Below are 20,743 nucleotides of genomic sequence, written 5' to 3' on the forward strand. Positions count from 1 at the left end.
TCAACACCAAAAACGTCAGCACCAAATCGGCATCCCTGACAGCAACCGAGGCACACACAACAACCCCCTGAACAGCAGAGAGTCCGATACTCACCCACTGACATCACGATGCCGAACCACCACCGACAAAACCCCGCAGATCATCATCCTGATTGCTCTCCAGGCGTACGAGACGGCCACAAAGTGGGAGACATGCTTGAGGCGCGCTCATGAGGCGTTGCTTGCCTCGCTTCCGCCAGGCACCCACCATGCCCCCCACCTGCTGGATGGGGTGTCGGACCATGCTCGCGAGCTCGTACGGACGGGCGCGGTGCAGGAGTTGATGCGGACGGGCGCGGTGGTCAACCTGGAGGGGCCCGACGACGTCGCCGCCGTTGCCATGATCACAATCGGATGCGCTCGCCGTGTCCGGGCGACGGCCGGTTCCCTGAGTACGGCGCGCGCCGGTCAGCCCGACCCCTTGCTTGAAGTGCACGGGCAGTTGGGGGCCGCGATCTCGGAGTTCGTGCGAGTGGCTCGCGCTCATCTCAACGGAACTGCCGGGTGACCTGCCGGGCGGTGCGGCGGGCGTCCTGCTCGGCCTCACAGGCCCGGAACGTGCGGCCCTTCATCCGCCGGCGGAACTGAGGAGGGTGAAGAGCGAGCTGTCGGCTTCGGGGAAGTGTGGCTGCGCACCCTGAATGAGCAGACGGAGGCCGGGGGTGCATCGGCCGGTGTGGGGTGAGAGAGGCGTGAGAGACACAGGGGTGTGTAGAGGTATTTCGAAATTGATGATCTTGTGGCTCTACGCGCGTAACTTGTCGGTTTTACCGCGTATCTGACACCCTGTCGGGGCACGTCAGTGGTCTCGACGACCTATCAGCCCCGTGCCGCCGTCGGCGGAGAGGGCGTGAGCCGTGCGCCGCGGTGCCCCGCTGCTTCTGCGCGCATCAAGGCTGAGTTGAAGTCCTGCGAGCAGGCTCTGGGCGAGCGGCGCCCGCTGCCGGTGGTGCAGGCCGTCACCGAGGACGGGATTCCGCTCGCGGCGCTCACGACGGAGGCGGTCCGCGCCGAGGTGGCCGTCGAGGTGCAGCGCTACGCCGTGGAGACGCTGCGGGAGCTGGCGCGGGGGCGCTCGTACGACCTGGTGGAGTCCCTGGTGCAGGAGGGCCAGCGGGATTCCACCGTGGTCGTGCTGCAGCGGACGCCGGTGATCGACCAGGACGGGGCCCGGCGGGAGATCTGGCGGGGCCAGCAGGCCACGGGTGCCAACCGGGCCGATGCCCGGCTGGACGTCCTGGGCGTATCGCCCCAGCACCTGCTGGCCGGGGTGCCGCAGTCTCTGCTGCGGCTGCCCGGGGAGGAGGACAACCGGCGGATGGTCGTGCGGGGGCTGGGCGAGATCCTGCGCCGGATCAGCTTTCTGCTCAACACCGAATACGCCGTCCCCGAGCGGGACCAGGAAGGGCGTGCGCAGCGGGCGGTGCGGATCGCCCAGGTGCCGGCCCGTGTCGTAATCGGCGCCAGGAAGCCTCAGCGGCTGGAGGAGTCGTTGCGCCAGCTGAACGTGCACGAGCACCTGCGCGGCCAGCTGGACTACGCGGACGTGGACCGCGCCCTGGGACTGTGGTCGACCCTGGTCAAGGCCTACCAGGCCGCGGGGCGGCTGGGTGAACTGCTCGCCCAGGAGGTCGCCCAGGGCCGTATCGCGGCCGGTGAGCTGGACGAGGACGCGATCGCCGACGCCCTGGTCGGGGCGCGGGCGCTCGACGTCCTCGCCGTGCTGCTGCCGCCGGGCGACGAGGTGAGTCCTCTGACCCTGCGGGACGTGGCGATCCGCTGCGCCACCGTCCTGGTCTTCCCGCCGTTTCCTCCGCGCCCGCAGAACCTGGCGCCGCGCGCGAAGATGCCCACGGGCCGGTACTGGCCGGTGGTACGCACCGCCCTGCAGGAGGCTTCCTGGGCCCGGGAGAACGCGGACAAGGCCAAGCGGCGGACGGAGATCTGGGCGGCCGTGGTCGCCCAGCACTTCCGCCGCCCCGGTCCCCTCGCCGCCGCCGAGGGCCTGTTCGGCAAGCACGAGGTGCAGTTCGGGGTGCGCCCCGATGCGCGCAGCCTCGCCTCGCTGCTGACCGCCTGCCGCCAGGGAGATGCCGGGGCTTGGGAAACCCTGGTGCGGCGGCACCTGACGCCCGGCCTGATCAGCGCAGCCGAGCCGTTCATCACGCCCAACCAGGGCTCGCTCGACAGCGCGGCCCGCAAGGGTGTGCGGCGTGCACCGTCCAACGCGGTCCAGGCACTGGTGAACGCCTACAGCGTCTCGCCCGAGGGCGTCACGCGGGAACTGCTGCTCGCGTTCGCCGAGGCGGTGCTGCGCACCCCGGACTCCCCGGCCGAGGACGGTCTCAGGCCGGGCACCTTCTGGGTGCCCGACCCACACGGCAATCCGCGCAAGGGAATCCTCGCCGACAAGGAATGGTTCGACGCCGTGTTCCCTCCTCTGGCCTCGGTCCGCAGGGCCAAGCGTCAGCAGCCGCCTGCGGACGTCGTCACCGGCGCCGGGAGCGAAAGCAACGGCGGGGACACCGTGGAACTCGACGACGAGATCCCCGAGACCCCGCTCGCCCGGATGACCCGCCTGCGCGCGGAACTGGCTTCCGCGGTGGCCAGCGGCACGGTGAGCGCCGCCGCCGTCGCCGAGGAGATCGGCCGGCTCCTCGAGATCGTCACGGAGGCCGTGCGCGCTCGTGAGGAGGCCGGCGACGAGAAGGAGCCCGCCGACGTGCGCGCGCTGTACGTGGAGGACTTCAACAAGATCAAGGAGGAAGCCGCCAAGATCGCGCCGCTGCCGGACAAGGCCACCCTGGCGGTGATGTCGCTGTGAGCCTGGACTGTTGCGCGGAGCCGGTGGCAGGGCCAGTGGCCGACGCGCGGGTGCTGCGGCATGCGTGGACGGCGCTGGGGCCGCTGCGGTGCGGCGGCTGGCCCACCCCGTACAGCCTGGAGCCCGGCCGGCGGGCGCAGACCCTCGCGGTGCTGGACGAGGTGCTGGCCGGGCTGTACCTGGTGGTCGACGCCGACGGGCGGCTGCGGTGGCTGGGCAAGGCGCACCGCGGCGACGGAGTGGGTGCCCGGCTGCGGGACCACTTCCGTCATCCCGAGCGCGCCCGCGTCTACGCGGGAGTGTTCGTCGTGGAGGCCGATCCGTTCAGCCCTCCGCAGGCGGTCGAGGCCGCTGAGGGCCGGGCCGCCGACCTGATCGGGCTGCGCGGCCGCATGGGCCCCCGTACGTGGCCCGTGGTCACTCAGGAGCAGTGGCTCGCCCTGGTCGCCTCCCGGCCTGCGTCACGGATCGTCCGTCCCCGGCCTGCCGGGGACGACACCGGTGACCGGCCGACGACACCGGCTTGACGAACCCGACCCGGTCCGCGAACGGGTGCCTTCCCGGCCGCCGCTTCCAGGCGGGCCGGTAAGGCACCCCGCCGGCGGGCCTACGTGCCAGAGCCGCAGGAGGGGCGGCGGCCCCCGATGCCGGGAGACGTCGGGGCGGCACGGGGGCTGTCGCCAGGTGTGCGACGGCCCTGAATGAACGAGGAAGTGCAGGCGGCGCGGGCCGCCGTAGCAGGCGAGGGAGGACGGCGCGTGGCGCTGGATTGGGATCGGATCGGTACGGGGGACAGCGAGGCGCTGCTGCGGCCCCGGGACATCTACGCGGGGCTGACGAGCCGGCCGTGGCCGTATCTGCGGCATGAGCAGGGCGAGGTGCTGGACAAGTGGTTCGAGCGGCGCGGTGACCGCGATGTGGTGATCAAGCAGAACACCGGTGGTGGCAAGACGGCCGTCGGCCTGCTGATCGCGCAGAGCACCCTGAACGAGGGCGTCGGCAAGGCCGTTTACCTGACCCCGGACAACTACCTGGTCAAGCAGGTGCGTGAGGAGGCCGCCAAGCTCGGTGTGGCCACCACGGACGATCCGTACGACCCGGCGTTCCGGGCGGATCAGGCCGTGCTGGTGACGAACTACCAGAAGCTGCTCAACGGCAAGTCGGCCTTCGGCGTCCTCGGGGACGGCAGGGAGCCAGTCGATCTGGGCATCGTCGTCGTTGACGACGCACACGCCGCGCTGGCCCGGACCGAGGACCAGTTCCGGCTGCGGGTGCCCGCAGCCCATGAGGCGTACGGGAAGCTGCTGGAGCTGTTCGCGCAGGATCTGCGGCACCAGTCGGTGAATGCCTGGGCGGAACTGCAGGACAAGGACCCCACCGCGTTGGCGCCGATCCCGTTCTGGGCGTGGGCCGACAAGCGCGAGGAGGTGCTGAAGATCCTTCGCCCGCACCGGGAGGAGACGTCCTTCAGGTTCGTGTGGCCGCTGCTCGCCGAGGTGCTGCACCTGTGCGCCGCGACGGCGACGTCGTCGGCGATCGAGGTCAGGCCCTCGTGCCCGCCGATTGACCGCATCCCGTCGTTCGTGCGCGCCCGCCGCCGGGTCTGCCTGACCGCGACGCTCGCCGACGACAGCGCCCTGGTCACCGACTTCGGTGCCGACCCGGCTCTCGTCGCCCAGCCCGTCACGCCGGGCAGCGCCGCGGACCTCGGGGAGCGGATGATCCTGGCCCCGGTGGCACTAAACCCGGACCTGGACGAGGAGGCCGTGCGCGTGCTGGCGCGCCAGTTCGCCGACGGGGACCAGGACGGCGACGGCATCGCCGAGACCGAACCGGTCAACGTCGTCGTCCTGGTGCCCAGCGACCGTGCCGCGGCGGCGTGGGAGCGTTACGCCGACCACACGTGGCGGGTCGGTGATCTCGAGACGGGCGTGAAGGAACTCCAGTCCGGTCACGTGGGCCTGGTGGTGCTGGTCAATAAGTACGACGGCGTCGACCTCCCGGCCCGTGCCTGCCGTCTGCTGATCCTCGACGGGGTCCCGCGGCCCCTGGACGGGGTGGAGCGGCGCGAGGCTGTGGCCCTGGCCGACAGCACCGTCCGTCTGGCGAGGGAGGTCCAGCGGATCGAGCAGGGCATGGGCCGCGGCGTGGGCGACGGCGAGGACTACTGCGCGGTCCTGCTGCTGGGCGCCAAGCTCGCCACGGCCATCCACGAGGCCCGTCACCTGGCCCTGTTCTCTCCCGCGACGCAGGCGCAGCTGAAGCTGAGCCGGGACATCGCCGGGCAGATCAGGGGCGAAGGGCTGGACGCGGTAAGGCAGGCGCTGCGGGCCTGCCTGGGAAGGGTGCCGCAGTGGACGCAGCGCAGCCGGCGGGCGCTGGCGGAGGTGCGCTACGCCGAGCACGGGACGGTGCGGGGCGAGGCCGTCGCACTGCGGGAGGCGTTCAACCTCGCGGCCACCGGCCGCACCCCGGCCGCGGCCGAGCGGGTGCAGAAGGCGGTGAACGACCTCGGCGGGAGCGACAGGGCGCTGCGGGGCTGGCTGCGGGAGCAGAAGGCCGCCTACCTGCACCTGACCGACCGCGCGGCCGCCGAGCGTGCCCTGGCCGGGGCTCTGGACGACAACCCGTTCGTGCTGCGGCCCGTCAACGGCGGCGCCCCCGTCCAGCTCAAGGCGGCCGCGGTGCAGTCCCGCGCCGCCGCCGAGTTCCTGGCCGGCCGCTACCGCGACGGCGTCAGCCTCAGGCTCGGCGTGCAGGCGCTGTTCGAGGACGTGGTGTGGGGCGAGGAAGAGCGCTCCGATGACGCGGAGCGGGCCTGGCAGGAACTGGGCGAGCACCTCGGCTTCGCCAGCAGCCGCCCGGAGAAGCTGCACGGCAGGGGCCCGGACAACCTGTGGGCGCTCACGGCTACGCGGCAGGCCGTCATCGAGCTGAAGACGGGCTGCACCACCGACACGATCGCGAAGAAGGACATGGACCAGCTCGGGGGCAGCGTCCGCTGGCTCAACGATCACAACCCGGAGGTGGAGGCCGTGCCGGTCATGCTGCACCCCAGCCGGGCCGTCGACGCCAAGGCCACCGCGGTGCCGGGCATGCGTGTCATCACGCCCGAGCTGTTCGGGAAGCTGAAGGGTGCCGTGACGGCCTACGCGGCCGCGCTCGCCTCCAGTCCGGACCGGTGGGCGGACGAGCAGGCCGTCCGTGAGCAACTCGCGCACCACAAGCTCACCGGCGACCGGTTCCTCACCGCCTACGCCGAACCCGTGCCCCCCTCCTGACGCCGTCCCCCGGCCGCGGAGGGCCCCGGGCCCGCCTCGTCTTCTGGCGGGCCCGTCCCGGTCGGCGGGCGGCAGGTGCGGCCTCTCCTTCAACAACCCGGTGGGCAGCCGGCTGGCGGCTGCCGGCTGGCGGCTGCCGGCTGCCGGCGCGGCGGCGCCCTTGGCCAGGAGCGGCGTCTGGATGGTGAGTTCGACGTAGCTGGGCAGGGTGTGGTGTCAGTGGGGGTTCGTAGGGTGGGCCTGTGGTGAGAGTTCCGTGGGAGAAGCTGGCCGAGAACCCCAGGCTGTCGGAGTCCTTGGTGACCTTGCTGGTGATGCGGCTGCGGGAGCGGGCGCAGCCGGTCGACGGGACAGGCGGTGACGGCGGCCGGGATCTGTTCGAGTACACCGACGACGACAAGCTGGTCGTGTACGAGGCGAAGTCGTTCACCGGCCGCATGACGCCCGGCCGCCGTCGGCAGGTACGGAAGTCTCTGGTGTCGGTAGCCCGTCACCAGCCGGATCACTGGGATCTGCTCGTCCCGATCGATCCGAACCCCGCCGAGCAGGCCTGGTTCGACGGCCTGCGCGGCGAGTTCGAATTCGTGCGGCACTGGCGGGGGCGCAGCTGGCTGGACGAGAAGTGCGCGGCTCATCCCGATCTGGTGCGCTACGCGTTGCAGGAATCGGCCGACTACATCCTGGAGCGGATCGCCCAGGCGCGTGCCGAGCGCGACGTGCTGCACGGCGGGATCAGTGACTACCTCGAGCGGGCCCGCGCGCTGCACGGGAGAGTCCAGGAGATCTCCCCTCACTACGCGGTGCAGACCCTTCTGGATGCCGACGGCCGCACGGTCGTGCACCTGTCGCCCCGCGGGCCCGACCCGGACGGGCAGGGTGCGATCCGGCTCACCGGCCCGGTCCGTTTCGCCGGACACGACGGGCAGGAGGCCCGTCGAAGGCAGCGGTTCGAGGAGGTCATGCGCTTTGGCGGAGAGGTGGAGCTGAGCGCGGACAATCTTGCCGAGGCCACGCTGTCGGGTCCCGCGGGGCTGGGGCTGGAGCGCGTCGCGGTGGGTGGTGTGCGCATCTCCTCGGTCCGGCAGGAGGTGACACCGCCGCTGCAGGGGCAGGTCGCGGTCCAGCTGTCTTCGGGTGTTCCGCTCGCTTCCCTGCCCGTGCGCTTCACGCAGCGGGTGAGCGGCTCGGACGGCGGCATCCTGTACGGCAGCGACATGACCGGGGTGATGCGCGTGCGGCTGCGCTACAGCCATCGCGACCGCTCCGCCCAGCTGAAGTTCACCTTCCAGCCGCCTGAGGCGGCGATGCCGCTGATGCTGGTGCCCGCGCTCAGACTGCTCAGCCAGGCCACGGCCGGCCATTTCATGGAGCTGGCCTTCGCCGGCGAGCCGGCCGGCCGGGTGCGGGCGCCGGTCAGCACCGGGATGACGCCTGTGGGCTGGGAGTCGGGCGAGGCCCGGCTGTGGGCCGACGCCTTCGACGACCTGAGCCGGCTGCAGAGCAGGACGGGCCGCTTCTTCCCGGTCCCCGACAACTTCACCCAACGCGATGCGCGCGAGGTCAAGGATATGCTCGCCCTTCTCGACGGTGAGGAGACCGTGCTGCGGGGCGGCACCGTGTCGGTGGGCGTCGACAGCGCCGAGGCCCTCGACAAACTGGGCGACATCCGCGCCGGGATGTTCCGCGTCACCGCCGGCTATCTGGGCCTGCTCTTCACCCTCGGCGAGCAGCAGTTCGACCTCGGGCCCTGCACCGAGATCTACACGATGGACAAGATCCTCAACATGAAGGAGGCACGGCGGGACCTCGCCGCGCACGGGCACGCGACTGTGACGATGCGCGTCGCCAAGCGCTTCCCGCCCGTGCGCTATCTCGGGCCCCTGCGCGACGGCGGCGCCGAAGGGTGACAGGCGAGAGCGCCGCGCCGGATCCCACGGGCAGGATCAGAACGTGGGCGCGGCGGTTCGGCAGTCGTGCGGGACGCGGCCATGGCGGGCGATCCCTCCCACCGAGTCCCTGCAGACGACGGTGGTACGGGAGGCAGAGGAGACGACCGCGGGAAGCGGACTCTGGCGGCCGTGCTGCTGGCGGCCGTGCTGCTGGCGGCCGACGATGTCCTGGAGGATCACGACGGGGGTGGGCGTGGAGCTGGCGGCGTTCTTCAGCAGCGGTGACGGATGGGCGCAGCCCTGGGTGCTCGACATCGAGCTGGTCGAATCCTTGCGGTTCGGTCCGCCGGCCGGGCACACCGACCTGGAGGTGGCGATCGCGCTGACCCGGCTGCTGCACCACGACTTCGTCTCCTACGGCACCGACGGCCAGGGCCGGCATCTGGACGACGAGAGCGTGCCCCTGGTCATCAAGGCGCACCGCGCTGTCCTGGAGCGCCTGGCCCTGGAGCCGCCCGCCTGGCCGTTTCGTACCTTCGACGGACCGCGCGGGTTCGGCACCTACTGGCGCGCCAACGATATGAGTGGCAGTTGGAAGGCGCGGCGGGACTGCATCGAGCAGATCCTCGGCCCCACGCGGGACGCGCTGGAGGACCTGGAGGAGCTGGAGTACGAACGGCGTTTCACCAAGGGGCCGTCGGGCAGCTTCAAAAACCTGATCTTCGCCGCCGACGGGGTCAAGCCGGAAATCGTGCTGCGGGACGCGGTGAACAACGAGGTCGAGATCGTTCGTCACGCCGACACGTGCCTGGTGTTCACCGACCCCCTGCCCCCGCACGGGCTCACCTGGCGGCAGATGGTCGCCTGGTGGCAGAAGTACCACCAGCCGGGCGCCGACGAGAAGACGGCCGCCGAGGGGCTGTACCGGCGTCTGTACCGGTCGCTGGACTCGAAGCCCGAGCAGCTCCTCATGATCGCCTACTGCGCCCAGTACGCCGAGGAGGGCGGCTTCGACCTGCCCGCGCTGATCCCCCAGGTCTACCTCCACTACGACCCCTACACCCGCAGGAGCGGCAAGCAGTCCGGCGCGCTGTACCGGCAGCGAATGGACTTCCTGCTCCTGGCCCCGGACCGCTCCCGCATCGTCCTCGAGGTCGACGGGGTACAGCACTACGGCCGGCCCAACCCGCCCGACGAGCAAGGGCGCATCACGCATACCGCGGTGCCGCGGCTGTACGCGGAGATGGTCGCAGAGGACCGCCGGCTGAGACTCGCCGGATACGAGATCTACCGCTTCGGCGGCTGGGAACTGATGGAGCCGGGCGGCAGGCGGCTCTTGGAGGACTTCTTCACCGGCCTCCTCGCACGGCATCAGAAGCCGACGCTGTGAAGTGATGGACTCACCCAGCCGAGCGGGTGGCAGCGCTACATGGATGGTTTCCCGACTCCTGTGCACAAGGGACGGCGAATGCCGATCAGGCAGTCGTTCGCGCGGGGCGTGCAGCACTGTCCGTGGGAGTGGGTCTTGTGGTGTTGTGCATGCTGAGCAGGGTTCATGAACCGGCTCGTTGATGAGCGGCCTGGTCGGCCAGCCTGAAACGTAGGGGTGTAGAAGTGCAAGTTTCCCAGCGAATAGCGAACGTCAGAATAACCCGGGAGCCGGTAATGAAGCGCGTTATAGCCGCAATAGCCATCGCAGCTAGCCTGCTTGCGGCGAGCGGCTGCTCAGGATCGTCCGAGACTGCTGAGCCTCAGTCGACTACGGTCTCTCAGGAGGCAGAGGCACCAGCTCGAGACGACGAGCTGACGCAAGAGGACACGTCGGACGTGAGCGATGGGCTGGGCCAGTACGAAACTGAAGTCGATGCTGATGTAAACATCGTGGACGTCATGCGCTCCGACTCGGACCCGGCTTACGCAATGGCCGTCGTCAGGGTCAAGAACCGAGGGGAAGAGTGTCCTGTCGGTGCCGTGACGGTCCTTTTTTACGACGCGCAGGGAACCTTCTACTCAGAAGGGGTTAACCATTTCATGGAGCTCGGCAAGGGAGATACCGTCACCGTCAATGTGGAAGCCATCAGCGACGGGAAAGCAAAAAGAGCAGAAGTGGTCGAGGTGAGCTGCCAGTAGGCCAGTTCAGGTCAACGCGGTAGTCGGCAGGCGTCTACGCCAGGAAGGCGGGGATGGCGGCCTCGGACGCCTGGTTGCCGTCGGAGCGCGGCAACCAGGCGGACATCGTTCTTGGGGATCGCTCCCGCATCCGGGCCGTCGTCACGCCGCGGGACCCGGTCGCTCCCGCATCCGGCTCTGGTAGGCGTGAGCATCGGCGCACAATTCGCGCAGATAGTGCAACAGGGCTGTCGGGTCGGGATTCACCAGCGCGATTCGGGCGAGCGTGCTGACGACCGTCGTGTCATCCAGGGACGTCGCCCATGCCTTGATCGTTTCTTTGTCGGCGCCTACCGGCGGCATGGAGAGGATTTCGGGAAGATTACGGCGAGCGATTGTGGCCTGCATGCTCAGGGCGCCCCGTTCTGCTGCAGGCGCGGTGCCTGCCGACTGAAGGGCTTGCCGGAGATCGCTGTGTCCGATCGTGATGTCGAGCTGGGGCGGGATCGCGGTGCTCTGGCGGGATCCGGTGATGAGGACCGGAATGGCCGTGGTCCGAACCCACTCTTCGAGGTAGCCCAGTTCCTTCACCGCGATGTTCCAGACCCCGGTGTGTGGGCGCTGCAGGCAGACGGGCGGGACGATCGAGAGCGCAATGCTGGCATCGCGGGGGCCGCTGGCCAGGGTGTCTCCGGGCTGGAGAGGAAGGCCGTGTCCGGGCTGCGGGTTGTGCTCCAAAGGGAGTGCGACGGTGAGACCGGGGTGGGGACGGTCGGGATAGACGGCGCCGAGGCGGGTCGCAGCGACGGCCGGGGTGCGGTGCTTGGCCAGGTTGGTGTGCTCGGCCAGGAGCCGGAGCGGGTGGTCCTCGACGTCGCGGCGCTGGAAGGGCTGCAGTGCTCGGATGCGCTCGGCGAGCACGGTACCGGCGGCGAGTGGGGCCAGTCGGCTCCGTCGCCCGTGTGTGAGCCAGGTATCGAAGCGGGCCGGCTCGGTGCACGCCGGCATCTCGATGCATCGTGCTTCCTGGTCAGTCAGCGGGCGCTGCAGAAGGTGCTCGACTTCGGCGTACAGGGTGTGTTCCAGGGCGGCGCGGAGCTGAGTGAGGGCATCCGCGACCAGGCGGGGCAGCACCTCGGGTATCGGTGCCACAGCGGCCACCTTGAGGTGAGGTCAGCCGCGCGACGATGAACCGCGTACACGCCGTCCTAGCCGAGTGGGACGCCTACGTCGCAACCCACGGGAAGAAGACTACGGGTGAAGCGCAGCGCGACGCGGAAATCACGGAACTCAAGCGACGCCTCACCAAGAAGACCCAAGAGTGCACGCTTCTGAAAAACAAACTGAAGGCCGCAATCACCGCCCTCGACCACGACAACGAAGCCCTTCGCCAGCAGTTGACTCGGGACAGTTCAGCCCCCCTACGCCTATCCGTCCCCGAGGCCCCCGCCGGCGCCGCTAATGGGCATGAATCTTGCATCGCTTGAACCCGCCGGGGGTATCGGATTCCCTAATCAGGGGCCCATTAGTGCCCTAAACTCCACCCCGCCCAGGAGGGGCTTTTCACTGATTATACCAAGCTGGTGAGCCTTTCCAGTGCGGAAACAATAGCCTGCCCGCCGAGGTGGCTACCGCCGTTGATGAGTGCCGCCTTGATGCGCTGGCCAGCACTAAGGCGATCCTGGGGCGGTTGGTCAGTATCCTCCAAAACCTCGACGTCACTCAGGAATTCTTCCCGTTCGGCCGACGGGAGCTGGGGAGCAATATCACGAAGTTGCCGGATCAGGTTAGCCAGCTGATCCGGCTGCACGCCGACGTTCTGAGTCACGTTCACGCCTTGCGCGGCAGCACCTCCATACACGTTCTGATTGAAGACCGGCCCTGCCCCTGCGGAACCATGCGCGCTCAAGTATTCCCTCACATTCTTTCCGGAAAGCACGCAATCGATCCCGCGCGCCGTTAGCTTCAATTCCTTGTGTCTGATGATCTCGACAGTCCTCATGCGCTTATTCCACCATCTATACCCAACATCGCGAACCTGATAGGAATATGTGGACGTGGTGAGTTCAGCTAGTCCGCGGTCCCTTAGGTAGTAGGATACCCGCTTCACCATATCCGAACTGCGAGAACTGGATCCGTTAAGATCACTGCCCCAAAATAGTAGATTCTCGGCAAAGCTGGAAAGTCCTGAACTGCTAATATCCTTGAGGAAAGCGGCATGGACGAGCCGTTCAACGGTGTGATTGAACCAGGCCCCCGGAGCTTGGCGTTCGGCTGTGATTCTCGTTGCTTCACGCTTCCCAGCCCAGGTTAACTGGATTCTCTCTCGTGAGCTTTGGTATCGCTGTACCACATCAAGAAGATCGCGATCTTTCAGCAGTTGAATGGCGGCTTCCATTTCTTCTCGCCTTCGCCATGAGAGCTTGCCATCACTGAGATCGCTTGGGAGGACAGGGGAGAAGACGTCTCCGGATGTGTGATCCATCAGCCGCATCAGCAGCACGCAGGCCATGTCTTTGATCCTGAAATGGTCTCGACTATCCACTATGTCCCCACCGGGCTGACGTCGCTATGCAGACCGTCTCACATACCCAGGCGTCAGAGGGTGCACTCTGACTTGCTTCAGGGAGGCAAGACGGGGCTGTCACGTTGGCTGTCCGGGTGGGATGCTCTTGGGGTTGGTCATGGTGGAGGGAGACCGCCCGTGGACAGTGCGCCGTCGTACAGGGGGCACCGGTATCCGGTCGAGGTGATCTCGCACTGCGTGTGGCTGCACTTCCGCTTTCCCCTCAGTTTCCGGGAGGTCGAGGAGCTGATGCTGGAGCGCGGCATGATCGTCTCGTACGAGACCGTCCGGCGCTGGTGCCTGAAATTCGGTCAGCAGTACGCCAACGGCCTGAGCCGCCGACAGCCTCAGCACGGCGACAAGTGGCATCTGGACGAGGTCTTCATCAAGATCAACGGTGAGCGGAAATACCTGTGGCGGGCTGTAGACCAGGACGGGACGGTACTGGACATCCTGGTGCAGAGCCGCCGGGACACGGCTGCGGCCAAGCGCTTCTTCCGCACGCTGCTGACGAAGACGGGCTGGGTGCCGCGGGTGATCGTCACGGACAAGCTCCGCTCCTACGGCGCGGCCCACCGCGAGACCATGCCCTCTGTCGAGCACCGTTCACACAAGGGCCTCAACAACCGGGCCGAGAACAGCCACCAGCCCACCCGGCAACGAGAACGGGCGATGAAAGGCTTCCCGCAGCGTGGGCGCCGCGCAGCGGTTCCTGGCCGCGTTCAGCGGCATCTCACCCCACTTCCGGCCCCGCCGCCACCTGATGACCGGCACCCAACACCGCGCCGAGATGACCGTCCGCTTCGCCATCTGGGAGCAGGTCACCGGGGTCACCAGCAGGCCCGCCGCGGCCTGAACCCAGGGCCGGCGCCCGGCCCCACCACACCTCGACACGCCGTCAGACACCCACACACCCAACAACGCCGCATCATCTGCTTGAGACGACTCCGCACCTCATTCTGAAACCATCAGTTAAAGGGCGTTTTGCCCCGGCAGGGTTGATTGGTGGCGTTTCGTGGAGCCGATCCGGTACGGGACCTTTGGGGCAGACGTGTCTGATGGGAGATGTGGGGTTCGTGTCGACAGTCGGCAACCCGCTTCGCTCGGTCCGCTCCTGTCTGATCCCAACACGCCCCCGGTTGGCCTCGTTTGCGCCGTGGGGAGGCGGTCTGCTCGACGGTACTACCGAAACATGACGCGACACCGCCCGTATCCCAGCGACCTGTCCGATGCGCGCTGGGAACTGATCGGCCCCACACTCTCCGCCTGGCGGGCCGACCGGAGAGGCAAGGGTCTGGACATCGGCCGCCCGCCCGAGCACGACCTGCGCAGCATCATGAACGCCATCCTCTACGTCGACCGCACCGGCATCCCCTGGCGCTACCTGCCGCACGACTTCGCCCCCTGGGAAACCGTCTACGGCTACTTCGCCGCATGGCAGAGGGAAGGCGTCTTCGACCAGCTCAACGGTCTCCTGCGGCGCCTGGTCCGCCAGGCCGAAGGCCGCGACGGCGAGCCGAGTGCCTGCGTGCTGGACGCGCAGAGTGTGAAGACCTCCAGCAACGTGCCGGCGACAGGCCAGGGCATCGACGCCGGCGTGAAAATCGCAGGCCGCAAGCGCCATATCGGGGTGGACACCCTCGGCCTGCTCCTGGCCGTCTGGGTCACCGCGGCGAGCGTTTCCGACAACGTCAGCGGCATGCACCTGATGTCCCACATCGCCGCCACCCACCCGCGTGTGACCAAGGCATGGGCCGACACCGGCTACCGCACCAAAGCCATCGAGCACGGCGCCCGCCTCGGCATCGACGTCGAAGTCGTCCGGCGTCAGGCCGGCGTCCAAGGCTTCAAGGTAATTCCCCGACGGTGGGTGGTCGAGCGGACCTTCGGCTGGCTCATGCACCACCGCCGGCTCGCCCGTGACTACGAAACCCACCCCCACCGCTCCGAAGCCATGATCCACATCGCCATGATCGACCTCATAAGCCGCAGACTCACCCGAGAATCCACCCCGAACCGGCGCGACACATGACGCACAACCTGACCGCGCGCCGCGTCACCTCCGGGTGTTGATGCTCTCGTCGGCGGCAGTCGCGTCCAGTGCATGTGGCACGACCACGATCTGTACGTCGTCCTCGTAGATGACCCGCCCCGGGTCTGCGGAACGCAGAGCCCGACAGTCGACGCCGTGCGCGGACAGGACCTCCAGATAACCGGAGACGCGAGCGAGGAGATGAGTGGCTGACGGCTTGAACCATGCCGCCGCGCCAGGGTTGATCTCATCGTCGTAGACGTGGGGGTCAACGGTCGAGGGGTCGGTGTACGCGGCGTCGTACCAACTGTTGTTGCAGCGGCGGAAGTTCTCCTGCTCGTCCGAGAGCTTTCCCTCCCTCGCCAGATTATTGACGAGCCCGAAAACGCCGGTGAAGTGGCCTCGGCTGTTCCGGTGAGGCGATTGGAACCGTACGTACTGGACGGCCTCACTGTCGCTATCGATCATCCCCATCAGCACATCTTGCCACTGCCCCTCTCATGAACCAATAGCGTCCCGCATTGGGAGTAAACGCATAAAAAGGGATGAAACGCTCTTTTAGAAACATCTGTGGAGGCGTCCTCCTGCTGCGAGGAGCTGATTGTTTCATCCCGGATCAGCGAACTCGCCGTGGCGGAGGGCCGGACTTGATGCCCCTCCGCCTCTGCGCAGGGCTTGCCGCTCAGCACCGCCGGGTCGGCCCGCCGAAGGGCGCACGAGCACTGGGCCACTTCCGCCCGGCCGGTTCAGGGCTTCTCGCCGTCCCGGTCGACGAGGGACTGGGTCACCTTCATCTCGCAGAATGTGACCTCGCCCTTCTTGTACGAGCGCCCAGCCGACCAGCCGTCCTCGTACTTCTCCTCGTAGTCGCCCACCACAACCGACTGGCTCCCCCGGTACTGGAAGGTGTCGGGGTCGAGGAGGTACTCCCGGCGCTGAACGGCCTTGCTGCCCAGGTCCGGGTATATGGCGATGGCGTCATGCCCCAGGGGGTCCTTCACCAGGTGCGGGACCACCTCGATCCCGGGGTCTGCGGCCAGGGCCCGGTACAGCTTGGCCATTCCCTGCGGATGCACGGGATAGGCCTCGTTGAGGGTCGCCAGGAGCGCGAAGGTCTCGATCTGCTCACCCGTCAAGCCGGTGTCCTTGCCCATGGGGAACATGTCCGCCGCCTGCTTCCGGATCTCGGCGGGGGCATCCGGCAGCGAGGCGAGCAGGCGATACAGCCGCCGCTGCGAGGGCTCGTTGTCGCCGTCCTTGTCGTCCTCCCTAGCAGGACTGTCGTACTGGACCCACTCCTCGCTCACCTCGAGCTTGGCATCGGGCGCCGCGTCCGACGCTCCGTATAGGCACTGCGCGGTCTTCAGGTAGACCCACTGGCCGTCACGCGGATGCAGATCCGGCTGCTCCGACACCACTTCCGCCGCCTGCTCCAGGAGTGCCGTCGCGGACGTCAGGTCCGGGCCGGCAGGCTCCACGCCTCGCTCGGGTCCATCGCCACCGACGAGCATGGTCACCAGCACCGCAATGGTGATCACCGTCGCGGCGCCCCCCGCAGCCGTCACGCGCCAGTCCAGCCGCATCCTGCGGGCAGAGCTCTGCTGCGCTGCTCCCAGCAGCTTCTGGCGGCCGGGAACCAGCCGCACCCGGTCCGGCGTCGGCGCATCGGCGCGCAACTCGTGCATCCTGGTCATGTCATCCATGAGTTACCGCCCCGTTGTGGTCGCTTACGAGGGTGGGGTCGGCGCCGAGCGCCGTACGCATCTTGCGCCGCGCCCGGCTAAGGCGAGAGCGGACCGTACCGACCGGCACCCCGAGGGCGTCGGCACACTCCTGGTAGGTGAAGTCCGCCCAGGCGACCAGCAGCAGCACATGCCGGTCCTTCCCGGGCAAGGCCGCGATCGCCCCTGCCAGCACCTGCTGCGAGGCCTCGGCCGTCACCCGCTCGTCGGCCCGTTCCGACCAGGACTCGGCCACCGGGTCGACGCCGGTACGGGCCAGCGCTCGCAGCGCCCGCACTTCGGAACGGCGGTGGCTGCCGATGAGGTTGCTGGCGATGCCGTAGAGCCACGGCCGGGCACTGGCGCGCGCGACGTCGTAACGGGCGCGGTTGCGGAAGGCGATGAGGAAGGTCTGCGCCGTGATGTCGTCGGCGTGACTGTCGCCCAGCCGGCGCATCACATACCGGTGGATCTCGGCGGCGTGTCTGTCGTAAAGCCTGGCGAATATCTCCGGCCGCTCCAGGGATTCCTGGATGACCAGCGCGTCGTCGGTGGGTGGATCCCCCACGAGGCCCTCACTTCTTCGTGCAGTTGGAGTGGAGTGCATTCCACCCTCTGTTGTCCGAAGCGGCCAGGAGGGTTCACGTGCAGGAGATGCGCCAGTTCGTGTGCCCGGACAGCCCACGAGCTCTCGCCGCCAAAATCGGTGGTCCTTCGCGGCGACGATGGCCGACAAGTGCGCGCCGTCGGGAAGTTCCCCGCGGGACGGCAGCACTTGGTGGGAACGGATTCGCCGCAGTTGGCTCCGCACCGTCGGTCGAGGCGGCCCGCCACAGCTCCAGACCGCTGAACCCGCGGTCGGCCAGCAGCGGGTACCCCTCGACGAGATGGCCGACCAGGCTGCTTGCCAGGGTCGGGTCGACCGATGTCAGCGGCCTCAGGGCGGTGGTGACGGCGTGGGTGTCACACTCGGCCAGTGCCACTATCCGCATCCGCGGATACGCACACCGCTCGGTGCGATGGGTCTTCGGCACGCCGGAGCATTCCCCCACCGGATGGATGCGGCCCGGGGTGATCACCCACTTCAGCGAGGACTCCTCGATCAGCCGGAAGTGGTTGCGGGTCAACCGCACATGGTTCGAGCCGGTGATCTTCAGTGTGTCGCTGTTCGTGAACTTCAGCCCTTCGAAGGTGACGTAGGAGGAGTCCGCCACTTCAAGCTGCCCGTCGTCGACCACCGCCTTGCCGCGGTTCTCCGCGATCACGGTGACGGGCTCGGTTGCCGTTCCGTTCTTACCGTTCATCTTGCCGATCGAGTACGTACCGTCCGCGAGCACGATGCGATCCCCGGCCCGAGCATCCTCGAACGCGCTCTTCAACTCGTCCGAGTCCGCGACACCGACCGTGCGGACGGGGCTCTGCTCCCCGTCGTCACCGTCCCCGCCGTCGTCACCATCGTCGTCTCCGCCGCCGCTGCCGTCGGCTCCGTGGATGTCGGTCTCGGTGATGCTGGTCCAGTCGTTGACCGTGTTGCCATGGCCGACGATCCGCACGTAGCGGGCCGAGGCGTCGGCGAAGCCGAACCTCTGCTGCTCACGTGTGCCCCCGCTGCTGGTCTTTCGTTCCAGGACGGTCTTCCACGACGATCCGTCGGCGGACAGCTGGACGTCGAAGGTGCTCCTTCTGCTGTCCCCCTGGTGCCAGGCGACCGGCACCGACCCGACGGTCTGCGCCGAGCCGAGGTCGTAGCGTGTCCACGCCCTGTCGCCCTCGGCCGACCAACGGGTGCTCAGGTCGTTGTCCAGGGTGTTGGCGGGAACGTTGCCGTCGTCCGCGCTCGCGGAGACGTTCGCGACCTGGACCGGGGCATCCCCGCCGGGGTCGGTGGGGTCCTCGCCCGCGGGCTTGATGTCGTAGGTCCGGACCCAGCCGACCTCGAGCACGGCCGGGCGCAGACCGCTGTCGCCGGTGAAGTTGTCGAGCTGGATGTTCAGATGCCCCGACGGCATCGTCTGGATGTCCCCCCGGTCGGCGTCCGCGCCGCCCGACTCCCGGAACCACTCGACGCCGTCGACGTAGCCGACCCATGCGTCCGGCGTCCACTCGAAGGCGAAGTTGTGCCACTGCGTCATGTCCACGGAGCAGACTTCGCGGTGCTCCTTATTGTCCGAAGGGCTCTTGGGGTAGTGCAGGAAGGCGCCGAGGCACTGCGACTCGGGGTCGGAATTCTCGCCCCCGTCGTACTCCCCGCTCTCGAGCCGGTCCTTCGTGCCGTGGAACTCAGGCAGTGCACCGAGTCGCGGCGGGGCGCCGACCCGCGGTGAACGCGGCCGGTGGGACGCCCATGAAGTGGCGGAACTCTGCCGTCATGTGGGATTGGTCGTAGTAGCCGGCCGCCGCGGCGATGTCCGCCCATCGGTCCGCATCGGCCGCGAGCACGGTGCGAACGCGGTTGATGCGTGCGAAGTGCTTGGGGGACAAGCCAGTGGCGTCGGTGAACAGGGCGTGCAGGCGGCGCTCACTGATGTGCAACCGGGCCGCGGTCGCGGTGACAGTGGCGCCGACCAGTAGACGCGCCGCCTCTTCGAGCCGCTCCGACGGGTCCGGGCGGTCGGCCCATGCTTTTTCGAGAGCGGTGACCGGGTCGGCGGCGAGCTGGTCGATGTCCAGGCCCGGTAGTTCGCGGAGCGGCAGGGCTCCGTCGGCGAGACCACTCAGCGAACGTCCGAGCAGGGCTCGGGCACGACCCGGCCGCATACGAACCCGCACGCACGAGTGGCCGGGCGTGGCGACGTGATAGGCGGCCCGGGTGCGGGGGCCCATGACGATCAGCTCGCGCTTGTCGGTGCGCAGGAGAAGTGTGGTGGCGTGATCGGGCACATCGACCGCCGCTGAAGCACCCGCCGTAGCGACATCGATCCCGGCCACCCAATGCAGAAGGGCAGGCGGCACGTTGAGAGAACTCACGCGGCCCACGATAGTGCCGAAACTTCCTATCCCGAGGTGTGAGAGCGCTGTCATCGTCGGGACATGATCCTTGTTACTGGTGCCACCGGCACCATCGGTAGTCACGTCGTCCGTCTGCTCACCGAGCGGGGCCTACCGTTCCGGGCGATGTCCCGCAGCGAGCGGGCCGGCGGGGTGAGGGCCGACTTCGACGACCCGGCGTCGCTGGCGCGCGCAGTGGCCGACGTCGACACGGTCTTCCTTGTAACCGTGCCCCCCGTACCGACCGCGGACCACGACATCGCCCTGGTCACGGCCGCGCGGGCGGCAGGCGTCCGTAAGATCGTCAAGCTGTCCGCCATCGGCAGCGGTGAGCGGTTCGACGGGGCGACCGTCGGCGCGTGGCACCTCGCTGCGGAAGAGGCAATCGAGGCCAGCAGGCTCGTGTGGACAATGCTTCGCCCGCCGAGCTTCGCCTCGAACTTCTTGTGGTACCGGGCGCTCATCCAGGCTGGAGAGCCGATCCCGAACCTGGCTGGCGACTCCCGGCAGGCCATCGTCGACCCGAGGGACGTGGCCGCGGTCGCCGTCGCCGCCATGACCAGCGATGCGCACGACGGGCAGCGGTACGACCTGACGGGGCCGGAGCTGCTGACGTTCGCAGACCAGGCGGCGATCCTGGAGGGCGTGCTGGATCAGCCGGTCAGGATCGTCGACACGAATGCGCTCGACCAGTTGCCGGCCGGGATGAGCACTGACATCGGCTGGGCGCGCGCCGGCGGTGCGGCCTACGTCACCGACCACGTTCCGCAGGTGCTCGGCCGACCGGCGGGCACGTTCGAGCGGTGGGCACGCGACCATCGCGAGGCATTCGCGGCAATGCCGTAACCCAATGCCGCCGACAGCCGTCAGGCTCTCGTAGCTCAAGGGACCGACCCGTTCTCCCTTGGTGCTACGGCCGTGTACTGGTGGACTCTCGTCATCAACTGTCGCCAGTTCCCCGTGGAACCCAACCTGCCGGTGACCGTGTGTGATCCCCAACGGCGTATCGGCTCCAGGTCCCGCCGGTCTCGTTGAGCCGGCGGGTGGTGGGTTTGTCGTGGTAGCCGAGAACGTTCGTCGTTGACTGCCCCGGAAAGGGTGGGAACCGAATACGCAGGAAAGGGGCCGCCGTCGGAACCGGCTACGCGCTCCGGGTCGGGAGCCAGGTGTCGATGACCTCGGCGACAAGGGCGGCGCCGCGGCTGTTCTGGTGGATGTGGTCGGTCGTGAGCACGAGACCTCGGCGCCGCGAGATCGTGTCGAGGCTGTGGCGCAGCAAGGCGCGCCGGACGAG

Annotated in this window: 15 protein-coding genes and 2 pseudogenes; 9 read left to right on the top strand and 8 right to left on the bottom strand. The window is 68.3% G+C overall.

Annotated features, from left to right (window positions below):
- The first annotated feature begins 940 nt into the window (after positions 1-940).
- The 6 genes from QC283_RS37895 (at position 941) to QC283_RS37920 (ending at position 10,163) form a co-directional block, all read left to right on the top strand.
- Positions 941-2,863, top strand: coding sequence for a hypothetical protein (locus QC283_RS37895; protein WP_279566335.1), 1,923 nt, complete (start codon positions 941-943; stop codon positions 2,861-2,863).
- Between the two features lie 23 nt (positions 2,864-2,886).
- Positions 2,887-3,390: a hypothetical protein gene (locus QC283_RS37900; protein WP_279566336.1), complete on the top strand. Its 504-nt coding sequence runs from the start codon at positions 2,887-2,889 to the stop codon at positions 3,388-3,390.
- Between the two features lie 231 nt (positions 3,391-3,621).
- Positions 3,622-6,144, top strand: a complete 2,523-nt coding sequence (locus QC283_RS37905; protein ID WP_279566337.1) for a DEAD/DEAH box helicase family protein — start codon at positions 3,622-3,624, stop codon at positions 6,142-6,144.
- Between the two features lie 242 nt (positions 6,145-6,386).
- Entirely contained in the window at positions 6,387-8,051 is a 1,665-nt protein-coding gene (locus QC283_RS37910) for a hypothetical protein (RefSeq protein ID WP_279566338.1), read from the top strand.
- A 205-nt stretch (positions 8,052-8,256) separates the two neighbouring features.
- Complete coding sequence (locus tag QC283_RS37915; protein ID WP_279566339.1) at positions 8,257-9,423, top strand: hypothetical protein; 1,167 nt, start codon at positions 8,257-8,259, stop codon at positions 9,421-9,423.
- Between the two features lie 437 nt (positions 9,424-9,860).
- Positions 9,861-10,163, top strand: a complete 303-nt coding sequence (locus tag QC283_RS37920; RefSeq protein WP_279566340.1) for a hypothetical protein — start codon at positions 9,861-9,863, stop codon at positions 10,161-10,163.
- A 141-nt stretch (positions 10,164-10,304) separates the two neighbouring features.
- Here QC283_RS37920 and QC283_RS37925 read toward each other — a convergent pair whose 3' ends face one another.
- Positions 10,305-11,294, bottom strand: a complete 990-nt coding sequence (locus tag QC283_RS37925) for a hypothetical protein (RefSeq protein ID WP_279566341.1) — start codon at positions 11,292-11,294, stop codon at positions 10,305-10,307.
- 418 nt (positions 11,295-11,712) lie between these two features.
- Entirely contained in the window at positions 11,713-12,654 is a 942-nt protein-coding gene (locus QC283_RS37930) for a hypothetical protein (RefSeq protein WP_279566342.1), read from the bottom strand.
- A 192-nt stretch (positions 12,655-12,846) separates the two neighbouring features.
- Between QC283_RS37930 and QC283_RS37935 the strand changes: the two are divergent.
- Together QC283_RS37935 and QC283_RS37940 are read left to right on the top strand one after the other, a co-directional pair.
- A pseudogene (locus QC283_RS37935) lies at positions 12,847-13,564 on the top strand (IS6 family transposase).
- A gap of 336 nt (positions 13,565-13,900) precedes the next feature.
- Positions 13,901-14,740, top strand: coding sequence for an IS5 family transposase (locus QC283_RS37940; protein ID WP_279566343.1), 840 nt, complete (start codon positions 13,901-13,903; stop codon positions 14,738-14,740).
- Positions 14,741-14,764: 24 nt separating this feature from the next.
- Here QC283_RS37940 and QC283_RS37945 read toward each other — a convergent pair whose 3' ends face one another.
- The 5 genes from QC283_RS37945 to QC283_RS37965 form a co-directional block, all read right to left on the bottom strand.
- Positions 14,765-15,214 carry a hypothetical protein gene (locus QC283_RS37945; protein ID WP_279566344.1) on the bottom strand — a complete coding sequence of 150 codons (450 nt, stop codon included), beginning with the start codon at positions 15,212-15,214 and terminating at the stop codon, positions 14,765-14,767.
- Between the two features lie 272 nt (positions 15,215-15,486).
- Complete coding sequence (locus QC283_RS37950; RefSeq protein ID WP_279566345.1) at positions 15,487-16,434, bottom strand: CU044_5270 family protein; 948 nt, start codon at positions 16,432-16,434, stop codon at positions 15,487-15,489.
- Between the two features lies 1 nt (position 16,435).
- Positions 16,436-17,068 carry an RNA polymerase sigma factor gene (locus QC283_RS37955; RefSeq protein ID WP_279566346.1) on the bottom strand — a complete coding sequence of 211 codons (633 nt, stop codon included), beginning with the start codon at positions 17,066-17,068 and terminating at the stop codon, positions 16,436-16,438.
- Positions 17,069-17,102: 34 nt separating this feature from the next.
- Positions 17,103-18,593: a discoidin domain-containing protein gene (locus QC283_RS37960; RefSeq protein ID WP_336620689.1), complete on the bottom strand. Its 1,491-nt coding sequence runs from the start codon at positions 18,591-18,593 to the stop codon at positions 17,103-17,105.
- A gap of 148 nt (positions 18,594-18,741) precedes the next feature.
- Positions 18,742-19,533 carry a helix-turn-helix domain-containing protein gene (locus QC283_RS37965; protein WP_279566347.1) on the bottom strand — a complete coding sequence of 264 codons (792 nt, stop codon included), beginning with the start codon at positions 19,531-19,533 and terminating at the stop codon, positions 18,742-18,744.
- Here QC283_RS37965 and QC283_RS37970 point away from each other — a divergent pair.
- Positions 19,492-20,295, top strand: a complete 804-nt coding sequence (locus QC283_RS37970) for an NAD(P)H-binding protein (RefSeq protein ID WP_279566348.1) — start codon at positions 19,492-19,494, stop codon at positions 20,293-20,295. The genes QC283_RS37965 and QC283_RS37970 overlap by 42 nt on opposite strands.
- Before the next feature lie 295 nt (positions 20,296-20,590).
- Here QC283_RS37970 and QC283_RS37975 read toward each other — a convergent pair.
- A pseudogene (locus tag QC283_RS37975) lies at positions 20,591-20,743 on the bottom strand (SGNH/GDSL hydrolase family protein); the annotation flags it as partial.

The organism is Streptomyces sp. DH41 (genome assembly GCF_029813785.1).
GTDB lineage: Bacteria > Actinomycetota > Actinomycetes > Streptomycetales > Streptomycetaceae > Streptomyces.